This is a genomic window from Bartonella sp. TT121SHDZB (assembly GCF_042193415.1).
GTDB lineage: Bacteria > Pseudomonadota > Alphaproteobacteria > Rhizobiales > Rhizobiaceae > Bartonella.
The window spans coordinates 273,594-288,628 of record NZ_JBHILR010000001.1 but is presented as its reverse complement, the minus strand read 5'-3'; the positions used below and the strand labels follow the sequence as shown (position 1 = coordinate 288,628).

The 15,035-nt window shown below is 36.0% G+C and carries 11 protein-coding genes; 6 read left to right on the top strand and 5 right to left on the bottom strand.

Annotated features, from left to right (window positions below; genetic code table 11):
- Positions 1-642: 642 nt before the first annotated feature.
- The 3 genes from ACFIKI_RS01120 to ACFIKI_RS01110 all read left to right on the top strand — a co-directional run bounded on the left by ACFIKI_RS01120 (position 643) and on the right by ACFIKI_RS01110 (position 4,892).
- A complete protein-coding gene (locus tag ACFIKI_RS01120) occupies positions 643-2,316 on the top strand; it encodes a formate--tetrahydrofolate ligase (RefSeq protein ID WP_375665284.1) in 1,674 nt (557 codons plus the stop codon).
- 186 nt (positions 2,317-2,502) lie between these two features.
- The gene (rpsU, locus tag ACFIKI_RS01115; RefSeq protein WP_375665282.1) at positions 2,503-2,736 is read left to right on the top strand and encodes a 30S ribosomal protein S21; all 234 of its coding nucleotides are present in this window, start codon (positions 2,503-2,505) and stop codon (positions 2,734-2,736) included.
- Between the two features lie 1,598 nt (positions 2,737-4,334).
- A complete protein-coding gene (locus tag ACFIKI_RS01110; RefSeq protein ID WP_375665281.1) occupies positions 4,335-4,892 on the top strand; it encodes an SH3 domain-containing protein in 558 nt (185 codons plus the stop codon).
- 64 nt (positions 4,893-4,956) lie between these two features.
- On the opposite strand, the gene irrA is transcribed toward ACFIKI_RS01110, so the two are convergent.
- The gene (irrA, locus tag ACFIKI_RS01105) at positions 4,957-5,451 is read right to left on the bottom strand and encodes an iron response transcriptional regulator IrrA (protein WP_375665280.1); all 495 of its coding nucleotides are present in this window, start codon (positions 5,449-5,451) and stop codon (positions 4,957-4,959) included.
- Between the two features lie 232 nt (positions 5,452-5,683).
- Between irrA and fabA the strand changes: the two genes are divergently transcribed.
- The 3 genes from fabA to fabI are packed head-to-tail and all read left to right on the top strand — an operon-like array spanning position 5,684 to position 8,338.
- Positions 5,684-6,193 (top strand): 3-hydroxyacyl-[acyl-carrier-protein] dehydratase FabA, encoded by a 510-nt coding sequence (gene fabA, locus ACFIKI_RS01100; RefSeq protein WP_375665278.1) that lies wholly within the window; start codon positions 5,684-5,686, stop codon positions 6,191-6,193.
- Positions 6,194-6,250: 57 nt separating this feature from the next.
- A complete protein-coding gene (gene fabB / locus ACFIKI_RS01095) occupies positions 6,251-7,471 on the top strand; it encodes a beta-ketoacyl-ACP synthase I (RefSeq protein ID WP_375665277.1) in 1,221 nt (406 codons plus the stop codon).
- A gap of 48 nt (positions 7,472-7,519) precedes the next feature.
- Positions 7,520-8,338, top strand: coding sequence for an enoyl-ACP reductase FabI (gene fabI, locus ACFIKI_RS01090; protein WP_375665276.1), 819 nt, complete (start codon positions 7,520-7,522; stop codon positions 8,336-8,338).
- Positions 8,339-10,273: 1,935 nt separating this feature from the next.
- Here fabI and gpsA read toward each other — a convergent pair.
- The 4 genes from gpsA to cyoB all read right to left on the bottom strand — a co-directional run bounded on the left by gpsA (position 10,274) and on the right by cyoB (position 15,033).
- On the bottom strand, positions 10,274-11,281 hold the full coding sequence (gpsA, locus tag ACFIKI_RS01085; protein ID WP_375665274.1) for an NAD(P)H-dependent glycerol-3-phosphate dehydrogenase: 1,008 nt from the start codon (positions 11,279-11,281) through the stop codon (positions 10,274-10,276).
- Positions 11,282-11,681: 400 nt separating this feature from the next.
- Positions 11,682-12,344 carry a cytochrome o ubiquinol oxidase subunit IV gene (gene cyoD, locus ACFIKI_RS01080; protein WP_375665272.1) on the bottom strand — a complete coding sequence of 221 codons (663 nt, stop codon included), beginning with the start codon at positions 12,342-12,344 and terminating at the stop codon, positions 11,682-11,684.
- 5 nt (positions 12,345-12,349) lie between these two features.
- Entirely contained in the window at positions 12,350-13,018 is a 669-nt protein-coding gene (locus ACFIKI_RS01075) for a cytochrome (ubi)quinol oxidase subunit III (RefSeq protein WP_375665271.1), read from the bottom strand.
- Positions 13,015-15,033, bottom strand: coding sequence for a cytochrome o ubiquinol oxidase subunit I (gene cyoB, locus ACFIKI_RS01070; protein ID WP_375665270.1), 2,019 nt, complete (start codon positions 15,031-15,033; stop codon positions 13,015-13,017). Before cyoB ends, ACFIKI_RS01075 begins: the two co-directional genes overlap by 4 nt.
- Between the last annotated feature and the right edge of the window lie 2 nt (positions 15,034-15,035).

Genomic DNA, 15,035 nt, shown 5'->3' with positions numbered 1-15,035 from the left:
GTTCCATAATAAATTCGGGTTGACCGCCATGTAAAACTTTTTCAGTGTGTTATTGAGAAATAACAAATAAACTACTTCTCAAACATACCACCGTAAAACACTTATGATACCCATTAAATATCATCAGCATTTTGTTGCAAATCAAAGCTTTTTTTGAGATATTTTTTAACTGCTTAAAAACACATAACTTTAAAGTTTTTTTCATCACCATGATTTAAGATTTAAAACCAAATATCTTAGATTACCTTTGGAGAATCTTTGCCATTTTAACAAAATCCTCTTTAACAAAACTTTTAGAGCTATCATCTTCTTAAGATATAAAAAGTTGAGCATAAAAAGTGCTATAATTTTCCTGCGTAAAAAATTTTAAAATTAATACCAAAAAACTTTCTCCTGACATTCCTCATTAGCTGATGTTGAGAGTGATGTTGCAAGCCGGTTAAAAACTTTTCGAAACTTAAAATATAGAGATTCTTTTTTCTAAAAAACAATAAAAATCTTCTTGTACCCCTTTAGCATTCTCTCTTGCACAGCACATCATCGATCTCTATGATATTTTATATTTTCTATTGGATTCTTCTCATTAATCCATAGAGTACAGATCCCAAACGTTAATGAAAACTTAATTTAAAGAATTTTTCCATGCCTACAACAGATATTGAAATTGCTCGCACTGCTAAAAAGCAACATATTACTGAAATTGCACAAAAAATTGGTATCTCACCTGAAAATCTCATTCCCTATGGCCATGATAAAGCTAAAATTTCTTCTGCATACATAAAATCGCTTAATAAAAATCCAGATGGTAAACTTATCCTTGTCACGGCTATCAATCCCACACCTGCCGGAGAAGGTAAAACAACAACAACAGTTGGACTTAGTGATGCTCTTAATCTCATTGGCAAAAAAACAATAGCTACCTTAAGAGAACCGTCTTTAGGTCCCTGTTTTGGTGTAAAAGGTGGTGCTGCTGGTGGTGGTTATGCGCAAGTCATTCCAATGGATGACCTTAATTTACATTTTACTGGTGATTTTCATGCTATTACAGCTGCTCATAATCTTCTTGCCGCCATGATAGATAATCATCTTTATTGGGGAAATACTCTAAACATTGATCCACGTCGCATTGTTTGGAAACGCGTTCTTGATATGAATGACCGTGCATTGCGCGATATTGTTATTTCATTGGGGGGTGTAATAAATGGTTTTCCACGCCAAACAGGTTTCGATATTACTGTTGCATCAGAAATTATGGCACTTCTTTGTCTCTCTGAAAATTTAGAAAACCTTACACAACGACTCAAAAAAGTTATTGTTGCTTATCGTTACGATAAAACGCCCATCACCGTTGCTGATCTCAATGCGGAAGGAGCAATGGCCGTTCTTCTCAAAGAGGCTATACAACCTAATCTCGTACAAACAATTGAAAATAATCCTGTTCTCGTTCATGGAGGACCTTTTGCCAACATTGCTCATGGTTGCAACTCAGTTATAGCAACAAAAACCGCTTTAAAACTCGCTGATTATGTTGTCACAGAAGCAGGATTTGGAGCCGATCTTGGAGCAGAAAAGTTCTTCAATATTAAATGTAGGCAAGCAGGTATTGTACCAAATGCTACAGTGATCGTCGCAACTATTCGTGCATTAAAAATGAATGGTGGTCTGGATAAAAATAACCTGACAGAAGAAAATATCACCGCTTTAGAAAAAGGAGCAGCCAATCTTTTACGACACATAAAAAATATGAAGCACTACGGTATTCCTTGTGTTGTAGCTATCAATCATTTTGACAGCGATAGCGATGCTGAAATAAAAATATTACAAAAAATAGTTGCAACAACTGGACACAAAGCTATTATCTGTAAGCATTGGGAACAAGGTGGGAAAGGCGCTATAGAACTTGCGCAAGAGCTCGTTACTTTGATTGAAAAGCACGATTCTGATTTTAAAGTTCTCTATCAAGATGATATTCCACTCGTTCAAAAAATTAATTGTATTATAACAAAGCTATACGGTGGGCGTGGCGCCATCATCCCACCCTCTATTCTTAAACAACTTGAATCTTGGGAAAAAGAAGGTTTTGGCACCTACCCTATTTGTATGGCAAAAACACCTTATTCTTTTTCTTCTAATCCCAAGCAATATGGTGCCCCTGTTGATTTTGAAATTCCTGTACGAGAGGTTCGTCTCTCCGCAGGGGCCGGTTTTATTGTTGTCATTTGTGGAGATGTGATGACCATGCCTGGCTTACCGCATTATCCTACCGCTGAAAAAATTCATCTTGACGAAAATGACCAAATACAAGGACTTTCATAAGTTTATACCCGTAAACTCTATCATCCATTACAAAAAGCATTTTATTACAAAAAGGATAGAATTTTAAAAAGCAATATAGACAAATGTCTTATTTATATGATATAAGTCTCTGTCCTTTTAGATATGCCTTTAAAAGGACGTAGGTTTTTCCTATCATTTATGACACTGAAAAAAGCAGGATAAATAGTGCAAGTACTCGTTCGTGATAATAATGTTGATCAAGCGCTCCGTGCGTTGAAGAAGAAGATGCAGCGTGAAGGTATCTTCCGTGAAATGAAAATGCGTAGTTATTATGAAAAGCCATCTGAGAAGCGTGCTCGTGAAAAAGCTGAAGCTATTCGTCGTACACGAAAGCTTGCTCGTAAGCGTGCGCAAAGAGAAGGTCTTGTTAGCAACGGACGAACTATTGCTGTAAAGTGATATACCGTTATGAAATCGCATACGTAGTAATCTAAATAAGCTGTCAGAAGTTTCATGCTTATAAAATATTGCGAATGAGTTTTTTCATAGAGCATTTGTTATGGCGTTTAGGATTATTCGAGCATAATGGGTGTTTTGGATTTATAAAGTGGTGATTTTTACTTCACTTTTCGGTGTTTCAAGCACTGCATGACAAATTACTTTGTGACTCTTTAAATTGACCTATCGCTGTGTAAAATAAAGAGGTGGGTGGAGTGTTTTGCTATGACTTTTTACTACAATTTTCTTCTCTCAAATAGCTCTTTCTTGTATACAAATCTCGTGATGATTTTCTTTTTTACTATTAAATATTTTGCATCTTTCGAAAATCTTAGATCAGATTGTAAAATACAAATTACTATTGCAATATACGATTATATATGTGTAAAGAAAAGAGATGGTCCTCTTTCCCTTCAGTTATGTAACGAAATGACAATAATTTCGTAACTTTTTACATCGCTTAATTCTATCCCTCTAAAAGATGAAGAATTTTAACCACTGCATTACAGATTGTTTTTTCTTGATAAATTTCTTCTACTCATCACTTATGTTATTCACCTCATAAGCATATTGAGCAAACCTTCCTCTGAATATTTCACTCAAATTTCTTTTATACTGAGTTAAAACCAAGAAAATTAATAATAAATAGAAAAAACTCTGTATTTTAATTATGTATGAATGTGTCTTATATTACCATTTTTGATAAAAATATTTTACAATTTAAATAAATATTAAAATTTATAAATAATTTATTTATAATAATAAGTAGTGTTTTCTCATATTATTAAGTAATAACTCTGAATACAGTAAAGTTTCACAACATTCCTCTCTTATATTGAACAAATAAAAATTATTTTCTTGTACATCACAAGCGATGTTCGTATGCAAATAGAATAAAAATGCTTCTTAGAAACGCTATAAATAATAAAAACTGCATAACATTGAGATCTGGTAAGTAGAATGACACAGCCTGCTTATCTACCATACGGATAAGCATTATTATGGCATAAGATTATAGTATAGAAAAATTTATAAAATGGATTATTATGAAATAACTATCCTATTAAAATTAGCCTTTCATATATCAATCTACTCTATAATGTTTCTCATATTTTTACGCTTAAATGTTTCATTCATCGTATTATTTGGTTCATTTAAAATTTCTTTTCAAGCTACACAATAACCCCTTCACTGAACAATTTTTTGTTCATAATATGTATACCTGTATTTTTATTTCGAGAAATAAACCCAGAAAAGAGATACAATACTTTAACTCTGATCTACTGCACAAAAACTGCTACGACCACAATATACTTTACTATTTTATCACGTGTGCATATAGCTATATAACAATCCAATTTTTATTTACAGTTATTCTCTCATAAAAAAGATAAGCACTAAGAAATTCAAACTTTTATTTTCTTTATTTTGCTATTCTCGTAATAATTTTTTCATCGTTTAGATCTCTTTAACGAGCGATATGTCATAATTTTTATCAGTTTCCAGTCTTATCTTTTAGATTTTAAATTCCTAATATATAAAAAATAAAGGAGTTAAGTGTGCAAAATTCTCGTTGGTTTCGCGTTTCAATGCTCACATTATGCATCTTAATAGCAAAAGTTATTGTGGGTTCACCGCATTTGTTACATGCACAAACATTTAATCAAAATTTAGGGCCCAGTGGTTTACCACTTCCGCGATTTGCTTCGATTAAACCTACCCGTGTTAATGTACGCGTCGGACCAGGAAGCAATTATTCTATCATTTTTACCTACAAAAAAAAGGGTCTACCCATTGAAATCATTCAAGAATATGATCAATGGCGCAAAATTCGTGATGCAGAAGGCGATGAGGGGTGGGTCTATCAATCGCTTTTATCGGGAAAGCGAACTGCTATAACTCTTCCATGGCAAAAAGATAAAACAAAAAGGCTGATGCTACGAAAAAAACCCACCGACAACGCAGAACTTGTGGCAGAAGTAGAGCCTAATGTTATTGGTAATATCCGCCAATGTGATGGACAATGGTGTGAAATCACCATTAATAATGTTCATGGATGGCTTCAACAACCTCAGTTATGGGGAATCTATCCTGATGAAAAAATAAAAGGTTGGTGAACACTCAAACTCATCAAGTTTAATTTTTATTCCTCATTGAACATCTTCACCCCCTCTCACAAAATTAATTTTTGGATCTCAATCGCACGATCAAATCAACATGTGAAATTTCCATACCTTTCGGGGGCTTAGGCAAATTTCTAATAATGAGAGCTTCTTCCAAATTGCATGGAATATCAAGAATGCGATTTTCGCCTTCTATATAAAAATGGTAGTGATCAGAGGTATTGGTATCAAACCAAGTTTTCGAACCTTCTACAGCAATAATCCGTAATAATCCCGCTTCCGTAAATTGATGAAGCGTATTATAAACTGTTGCTAAGGATACAGGTACACTCGCCCTCACCGCTTCTTCATAGAGCTCTTCAGCAGTAATATGACGATTCCCTTGAGAAAAAATCATATGTGCAAGTTCTAACCGCTGACGTGTTAGACGCAAACCATTTTGGCGCAAACGTTTTTCTAACATAGAAATGGAATAATATTGCACAACTTTTCCACACTCTTTTGTGAACTGTTGCTCTTCATTTATATCTAAATCGTCTGAACTCACTGACATATTACAAACCAAAATTATTCCTGTTTAAATAAGATCAAAATACAAAAAAATGGGAATAGTATGGTGTAATCTTATATTCCATTTTTTAATAATTATCCCCGTAGAATACATAAAAAAGGGTCTTTGTCATTAAAAATGATATAAAATCATTTCCCTCTCTTTAAAATTTGCTCTAAAAGTAGATTGGGGAAAAGCGCAGAAATAAAGATATATGCAAATAAATGGAGTAACAATGGCTGAACAAAAGTCTCGCTACACTTATGAAGAGCTTCTAAGCTGCGCTCGCGGCGAAATGTTTGGTAAAGGTAATGCGCAATTGCCAGCACCGCCAATGTTGATGATTCATCGAATCACTCAAATTAGTGAAACTGGCGGTATATACGATAAAGGAATAGTCCGCGCCGAATTTGACATTACACCAGACCTGTGGTTCTTTAATTGTCACTTTATAGGCGACCCCGTCATGCCAGGATGTCTTGGACTGGATGGGATGTGGCAATTAACAGGTTTTTTCCTTGGTTGGCTAGGCGAACCAGGGAAAGGAAGAGCGATATCAACAGGTGAAGTAAAGTTATCAGGTATGATAACTCCACAAACTAAACTTCTTGAATATGGAATAGATTTTAAGCGTATCCGGCGTGGAAATTTAGTCTTAGGAATAGCTGATGGGTGGCTAAAAGCAGATGGAGAGACTATTTATAAGGCGAATGATTTACGCGTTGCTTTATTCAAAGAAGATTGAATGTTATTTCCATCAGAAAGAATTTTTTACTATTCTGTATGGAACAAGGAGGTATGAATGCGTCGAGTTGTTGTAACTGGAATGGGGATTGTCTCCGCGATTGGAAATGGACTTCAAGCCGTTTTAACCAGTTTGCGTGAAGCAAAATCCGGAATTTCTTACGCACCTCAATATGCCGAATTAGGTTTTCGTAGCAGGGTTTACGGCAAACCTGACATTAATATAGAAGAACTCGTAGATCGACGCGCTCTACGTTTTCATGGGTGTGGAACAGCATGGAATCACATCGCTATGGATCAAGCGATCTTAGATGCAGGTCTAGAGCCTCATGAAGTATCAAACGAACACACCGGCATCATTATGGGTTCTGGAGGTGCTTCAACTCAATCAATTGTAGAAGCTGCTGACATTACACGCCAAAAAGGTCCAAAACGTGTTGGTCCTTTTGTTGTCCCTAAAGCGATGAGTTCTACAGCATCTGCAACACTGGCAACTTTCTTTAAAATAAAAGGGGTAAACTATTCAATCTCTTCAGCTTGTGCTACTTCCAATCATTGTATTGGTAATGCTTATGAAATGATCCAATATGGTAAACAGAAGCGCATCTTTGCCGGTGGCTGTGAAGATTTGGATTGGACACTCTCTGTTTTATTCGATGCGATGGGCGCTATGTCTAGCAGATATAATGACACCCCTCACAAAGCTTCACGTGCCTATGATGTCAATCGTGATGGTTTTGTTATTGCTGGAGGAGCTGGCGTTTTGGTCCTTGAAGATCTAGAACTAGCTAAAGCACGTGGTGCAAAAATCTATGGAGAAATCGTTGGATATGGAGCTACATCCGATGGACATGATATGGTCGCCCCATCAGGAGAGGGAGCAGAACGGTGCATGCGCATGGCCCTTGCAACTGTCAATAATAAAATTGATTATATTAATCCCCATGCAACAGCAACCCCTGTTGGTGATCCTCCTGAAATAGAAGCTATACGTCGTATCTTTGGAGCGGGTGATCAATGCCCCCCCATTTCCGCTACCAAATCTCTAACAGGACATTCCTTGGGAGCAGCAGGTGTTCACGAAGCAATCTATACATTGTTAATGATGAATCACAATTTTATATGTGAAAGTGCCCATATTGAAGAACTTGATCCAGCTTTTGCTGATATGCCAATCGTTCGTAAACGACGCGATCATCAACAACTGAATACCGTATTGTCAAATACTTTTGGCTTTGGCGGTACCAATGCAACGCTGGTTTTCCAACGCTATGTATAAACGAAAGTTCTTAGTAATTGAAAAAAGTACGGTCTTACGGAGAATAATATGAAAGGTTTGATGGAGGGCAAACGTGGCCTTATTATGGGCATTGCGAATGACCATTCAATTGCTTGGGGCATTGCCTGTCAACTTGCACAAGCAGGAGCTGAATTAGCGTTGACTTATCAAGGAAATGCTTTCGGAAAACGTGTTCAGCCTCTAGCCGATAAACTTGGCTGCAAATTAGTGTTAGAGTGCGATGTTGAAAAAATTGAAGACGTTGACTACGTCTTTGAGCAACTTGAAAAAGAATGGAAAACTATTGATTTTATTGTCCATGCCATTGGTTTTTCAGATAAAAATCAGCTAAAAGGGCGTTACGTTGATGTTACAACACGTGAAAACTTTAAACGCACAATGGTGATTTCAGCTTATTCCTTTACTGAAATTGCCCAGCGCGCCGGTAGGCTTATGCCCAATGGAGGAACACTTCTAACTCTTACCTATGGTGCTTCACAGCAAGTCGTCCCTAATTATAACATCATGGGCGTTGCTAAGGCCGCTTTAGAAGCTATGGTACGTTATTTAGCAGCGGACTTTGGTCCTCAAAATATCCGCGTCAATGCAATTTCAGCTGGTCCAGTTAGAACCTTAGCAGGTAATGGTATTGCAGCTGCACGTGCAATATTTTCACATCAACGCCGTAATGCCCCATTACGTCGTACCGTAAATATTCATGAAATTGGAAAATCTGCTCTTTATCTACTCTCTGACTTATCATCAGGTGTTACAGGTGAAATCCATTATGTTGATTCAGGCTATAACATCATGTCTATGCCAATACTTGAAGAACTAAAAAAAAGTGACGATTCTCAAGAAGGATAAATTTTATTTCATTGCACTAAAAAATAAAATCAATCATGTGCATAGTGCTTTAATCGGGTATTGAGTACTTTCTCAGCTATATAACAGTGTATTGACTTATAATAATATGACGTAAAGCATGTGACAAGTGTTTGTAAGAATAAGTGAATACAAAACCAGCTGTACGATGCCTTGTTTCGCAAAATATTTTATAAAAAGCCGGAATATTTCTTCAATTCATGGTTGATAAAGTTTGTGTTTTATGACGTCATTTACCTTACTAAAGTATACGCTTTTGCCATTGCTTATAAATCAATATCCAACCCTCATGCCACCGCAGTTTGAAACAGAGATTAGAGAATTATTAAAATCCTTAGTTTCAGCTTTTGTGTAGCAAATTGAAAAAAATATTTCTACCGTTTGATTTATTCTTGAAACGCAAATACAATCTAATTTAGGAAGAATATGAAAGCGTAAAGAAATCAATCGTTAATTTTACTATTATTCTTTAATGAGACTTTACGATTTTAAAAGCATCTACATCAATGTTTTTTTAATAATGGAGATTACTCTTTACCTCACACCTTTATTTTGCTCGTTCTTTAATGAAAGCGTTTCTCTGATATGTCAGATAAAATAGAACACCCAAAAACACTATAGCTGTTGCTCCTTCATGCATTTTTTTAAGATATCTCTCAATGCATGCCATTCCATTTCACAATGGTACCTGTAAAACGTATAAAAAATCCCTATGAAGTATATAAAATCCTTTTTTTACCACCATTTTAATGTTTATACAGATGACAAACCAACACCGTCATCTCACTTGCCATGTGTTGAAACAACACTTGACACTTGAGATGATTCATTAGAAGTATTTTTAATAATTTTTATCCATATACTAACTCGCTTGTGACAAGAAAACACATATTTTTTAATTAACTCAATACAAAAATAAAATAAATTATTGATATAAATCAATTTATTATCTTTATGATCACATTATTTTTTAGTTTAACTGACAGTCACAAACAAGTACAATAACATTTTCTCAATCTTAGACTTTCAAAGTTATAATTCCAAAAATCATTTCTTGCATATAAAAAACAGAATTGACATGTGAAAAAATAAAAGGCTTAAATATCTCTACTGAACAGCTTCAAGTGCCAAGAGCTGTCTCAACATTGGGGGATGGTAATGATGCTCGTCTTCCTCCTTCATAAACGTAAAGATGGGGATGTGCACAATGGCTTTATCGTTACACTATTCACGGTCACCGTCGCGAAGTGGACTTGGGAGTTTTAAGAGAGAGGTCTCTTTAAAACAAGAACATGAATATACAACAGCAATCGTGTTTTTTTGAGCATTCTATTTTCCTGATACATCAGAGAAATGCTTTCATTAGAAAATGAGAAAATAAAGGTATGAGATAATCTCTATTATTTAAAAGATATTGCTTTAGATAGCGTAAAACTGAATCTAAAAATGATTGTAGAAATAGGAACTGGTTTTCATCTTTAAAATTTCATCTTCTTCCCAAAATAGATTGTCTTCTTGTTTTAAAGAATTACAAAAACAGAGATACACAATATCCCTGCCCCGATATTCTTAGCTTATACGTTACATAAATAAGATGCTTCTATCTAATGAGTCTTGTATTATTCTGTTTGCAAATATCCTTGTGAGATGAATTTAAGAGACAATAAAAATATCTTGTTCATTACATTACATAAACATGTGTAAGTGGAAACGATAACTTATCTTCAAAGAGATAGCTCTTAGACAAAAGCCAAAACTTTTATATTTCAGCCATATTTCATAAAGAATCGAATGATATGAATCTATAACTTGCTGGAATACGACTGTCTTATACAACCATCAATACAATCTATTTTATATGTCTATCATAGCATGTTTCTATTTTTTACGATTGGAATTATTTAAAAAAACAGGACATCATTGTATTTCGTCCTTGAGGGCGCGGTTTAATAATGTGTTTGCCGCTTCAGTTATGTTTTTACCACAATAGAGAATTTGATAAATTTGTTCTACAATGGGCATTTCTACCCCTATACGCTGCGCCAACTTATGTACTTCCTTGGTATTTAAATATCCTTCCACAACCTGACCAATTTGTTTTTCCGCTTCTTTTATATCTATTCCTTTACCAAGCAGTATTCCAAAACGGCGATTACGCGACTGATTATCAGTACATGTCAAAACCAGATCACCTAAGCCTGTCATTCCCATAAATGTAGAAAGTTCAGCACCCATAGCCCCCCCTAAACGACTGATTTCAGCTAATCCTCGTGTGATGAGAGCTATTCGGGCATTTGCCCCAAATCCCATGCCATCTGATATTCCCGCACCAATAGCAATAATATTTTTGACTGTTCCCCCTAATTGAACACCAATCATATCTGAGCTTTTATAAACTCTAAAACTTTTGTCACAATGAAAAAGTTGCTGCAATTCTTTACCAAATACATCATCAGACGCTGCTATCGTCATCGCAGTAGGCCAACCGATAGCCAGTTCTTTAGCAAAAGTGGGTCCAGAAAAAACAGCTAAAGGAATTTTTTCACCTAAAATCTCACGAGCAACTTCTTGTAAGAAACGTCCTGTACCATGTTCTAAACCCTTCGTTGCCCAAATAACACGTGAATGCTGATCCAAATAAGGTTGAATATTATACAAAACTTGATGAAATACATGACTTGGAACAGCAATTAATATATTGTGACTTGCTGTTATCGCAGTTTCAAGCGAAGCTTCAAGTAATAAATTTTCAGGAAATCGAATATCGGGTAAATATACTTGATTACAACGTTGTTCCTGTAATTCTTTGATATGTTGAGGATCATACCCCCAAAGTAAAACACTATGACCATTACGGGCAACAGCAATCGCTAATGCAGTACCAAAAGAACCAGCACCAATAACTGTCATTGCAACGGTTTTCATTAATTTTTCTGATTATTCTCTAAATTTTTGATTTCAATTGCATATTATTATTTACAAATAACTTTAATGCTATCTTTAATATAAATCCTGTAAATCTAAAAACATTACCTTTTCATAGCTTTTTTTATCTCATACAACATAAAAACTTGTTTCTCACATTCTCTTTCTTTGTAATAAATTTTACAAACATCACTTTTTGTATATTCTACAAATAGCTACTTGTTTCAAAAATTAAAGCTTGACTAAATACCCCACGGACTTTCTCTTTTAAACTAAAAGTATATTCAAAATCATGATACTTATTCCACTGATATCTTGTACTTATCTCCTTCTTTATATCCTACGAATTTCTTCTACGAGCTGATACATACCGCATCAGCTCCATAGATATTTCTAACAACTACTTCACAGAAAACTGCGTATTTGGATCTTGCTCCATGGGTATTTCTGAACCAGGTGCTTGATCTACAGGAGTTTGCGTACTTGCACCTTGCTCCATGGGTATTTCTGAACCAGGTGCTTGATCTACAGGAGTTTGCGTATTTAGACCTTGCTCCATGGGCATTTCTGAACCAGGTGCTTGATCTACAGGAGTTTGCGTACTTGCACCTTGCTCCATCGAAACTTCTGAGCCCTGTATCTTTTCTGGCTGTTTTCTTACGGATATATCTTTGTTTGATAACTGCTCAGACACTGAAGAATCATCTCTACTTGATATTTCCGGTTCAATAACACGCCCTGAACCACCCATCATATTATAATTCAAATGAGAAATAGCCCACCAAGTTCCCCCAATAATAACAAAAACGCAAATAGCAGCAAACCACAACGCGCTTAAATTCCACTTGGCATCTCGACCAGAACTTAAATGTAAAAAGAAAACAATTTGTACTATAATCTGAATAATCGCCATCCCAATAAGATATGCAACCTTTGTACTAATTGCCCAACTTTCCATCATCCCATACATCACAGGAATAAAAGAACCCAAGGTGAAAAATACAGCCAGAATAAAACCAACCAAATAGGAACCAGTACTGGAACCATGTGTTTCATTTTGCATGCTCATCACAACGCTCCTAATAGATAAACCATGGTGAAAACACCAATCCATACAATATCAAGTAAATGCCAAAAAATGGAAAGACATGCTAAACGTGTTTTATTATCCTGATCCAAACCATTACGACGAAGATGAAAAAACATCACAACCATCCAAAGAAGACCAACAGTTACGTGAAGACCATGAGTGCCAACCAAAGCAAAAAATGCTGACCAATAAGCAGAGAGAATTTCCCGTCCAAAAAGCTGTAAACCTGTTGCAGGATCAATACCCGCATAAGCATTTGGATCGAAATAAAAGACCTCACTCAAAAGTTCATGAAATTCGTAAAGTTCCATACCAATGAAGCAACACCCCAATACAAAGGTAATAGCCATCCATAAACGCACACCACTGATGTTATTTTTATGTGCTTGTACCATTGCAAAGCCATAAGTGACGGATGAAAACAACAAGAAAGCAGTCTCAACCAAAACAAACTTTAAATCTATAAACTCATTGCCCGCTTTACCACCGCCATAAGAAGCAGAAAATACAGCAAAACTTGAAAATAGTGTCGAAAACAGGATTAAGTCTGAAAGAATATAGACCCAAAAACCAAACGTCATTACCGAGCTACTATCGTGGTGAAGTTCATCTATAGTACTCGCGTTATTCATTGTTACAGCACTCATACTGTCACTCCTTGTTCTTTAAGAACAGCCGTAAAGGCATCTTCAGTTTTTTGCACTTCTTCAGCTGGAATATAGTAACCATGATGATCACCTGTTAATGAATGACACACAAGCGTTGCAATAAAACCAACCAGTCCAACCGCAACAAGCCACCAAATATGCCAAACAAGCGCAAAACCAACAACTAATGAGAAGAAACCAGCAATAATTCCAGCCGATGTATTTGATGGCATATGAATTTTTGTAAATCCACTTGTCGGCCGTTGATAACCACTTTTCTTCATATTCCAATAAGCATCATCAGACTGTATCTTTGGAAGGAGAGCAAAATTATAGGAAGGAGGCGGTGAAGAGGTAAACCATTCAAGTGTACGTGCATCACCCCAAGAATCATTTAATGTTATCGGTAAATGACCTTTATGCTTAATACCGTACCAAATCGCCAAAACAACCTGTAGCACAAAACAAAGGATACCAAGTAAGATAATACAAGCACCCACTGCAGCAATAATAAACATCGGCTGCCAACTAGGTTCCATGTAATGCTGAAGACGACGAGTCGCCCCCATTAAACCAAGCGCATAAACAGGGAAAAAGGCAAGGTAAAAACCAATAAACCAACACCAAAAAGATGCAATACCTAGTATGCGATTTGGTTTATAACCAAAAACTTTTGGAAACCAAAATGCAATCCCCGCTAAATAAGCAAAAACCACACCTCCAATAATTGTATGGTGGAAATGTGCTATCAAAAAGAGCGAATTATGAAACTGCCAATCAGCAGGAACAATAGATAATAAAACACCTGTTAATCCACCACCAACAAATGTAAAGATCATACCCATGCACCAAAGCATAGGAGGCTCAAAGCGAATTCGACCTTTATACATCGTAAGCAGCCAATTAAAGACTTTTACACCTGTTGGAACTGCGATGATCATTGTCGCAATACCAAAGAAAGTATTCACAGCTTCACCGCCACCCATTGTGAAAAAATGATGTCCCCAAACAAGAAGCGAAAGAATCAAAATAACCAACATGGCCCATACCATCGAAGTATAACCAAAGAGGCGTTTTGAAGAAAAAGTTGATACAACCTCGGAAACAATTCCAAAAGCAGGAACAACTAAAACATAAACCTCAGGATGACCAAAAATCCAAACATAGTTAATCCATACCATCGGATTTCCGCCACCAACATTAGAAAAGAAATTCATGTTCAAATAACGATCACATGCCAAGAGTGCAAATGCTACAGTTAAAACAGGATAAATAACTAAAATAAGGACATTACTGACAAAAGCGCTCCAACAAAAAACAGGCATTCTCATCATTGTCATTCCAGGAGCACGCATCTTAATCAAAGTCGCAACGAAATTGACTGCCCCCATTGTTGTCGCAATACCAGAAAGCTGAAGAGACCATAAATAATAATCTACCCCTGTATCTGGACTCGTTTGCAACTCTGTAAAAGGTGGATACATCAGCCAACCACCACGACCAAAATTACCAACACCTAGGGATATATTAATCAAGATCGCCCCTGCAGTCGTAATCCAAAAACCTAGATTATTTGCAAAGGGAAAAGCAACATCACGCGCACCAATTTGAAGCGGTATAAGATAATTAAAAAGACCAAATAAAATAGGTGTAGCCATGAAAAAAATCATGATCGTACCATGCGCCGAAAAAATTTGATCAAAATGCTCAGGAGGCAAATAACCCGCTGTTTCACTCCCAAGAGCTAAAGCTTGATGCGTTCGCATCATAAGTGCGTCCGCAAAACCGCGAACAAGCATAATAATTCCAAGAACGATGTACATAATACCTATGCGTTTATGGTCAACTGTTGTAATCCAATTTCGCCATAGAATCCCCCACCACCCAAGTACTGTTAGAGCAATAACAGCAATTAAACCAACTAAAACAATCGCAATACATGTATACAAAACGATCGGTTCATGTGCAAGCGCATGAAAAGCACCTGCCGTAGGATCTGTAAGTCTTCCAAACATTT

Coding starts and splice junctions, on each gene's coding strand:
- ACFIKI_RS01120 (WP_375665284.1), top strand. CDS start 643: ATGCCTACAACAGATATTGAAATTGCTCGCACTGCTAAAAAGCAACAT.
- irrA (WP_375665280.1), bottom strand. CDS start 5,451: ATGTCAGTGAGTTCAGACGATTTAGATATAAATGAAGAGCAACAGTTC.
- fabA (WP_375665278.1), top strand. CDS start 5,684: ATGGCTGAACAAAAGTCTCGCTACACTTATGAAGAGCTTCTAAGCTGC.
- fabB (WP_375665277.1), top strand. CDS start 6,251: ATGCGTCGAGTTGTTGTAACTGGAATGGGGATTGTCTCCGCGATTGGA.
- fabI (WP_375665276.1), top strand. CDS start 7,520: ATGAAAGGTTTGATGGAGGGCAAACGTGGCCTTATTATGGGCATTGCG.
- gpsA (WP_375665274.1), bottom strand. CDS start 11,281: ATGAAAACCGTTGCAATGACAGTTATTGGTGCTGGTTCTTTTGGTACT.
- cyoD (WP_375665272.1), bottom strand. CDS start 12,344: ATGCAAAATGAAACACATGGTTCCAGTACTGGTTCCTATTTGGTTGGT.
- ACFIKI_RS01075 (WP_375665271.1), bottom strand. CDS start 13,018: ATGAGTGCTGTAACAATGAATAACGCGAGTACTATAGATGAACTTCAC.
- cyoB (WP_375665270.1), bottom strand. CDS start 15,033: ATGTTTGGAAGACTTACAGATCCTACGGCAGGTGCTTTTCATGCGCTT.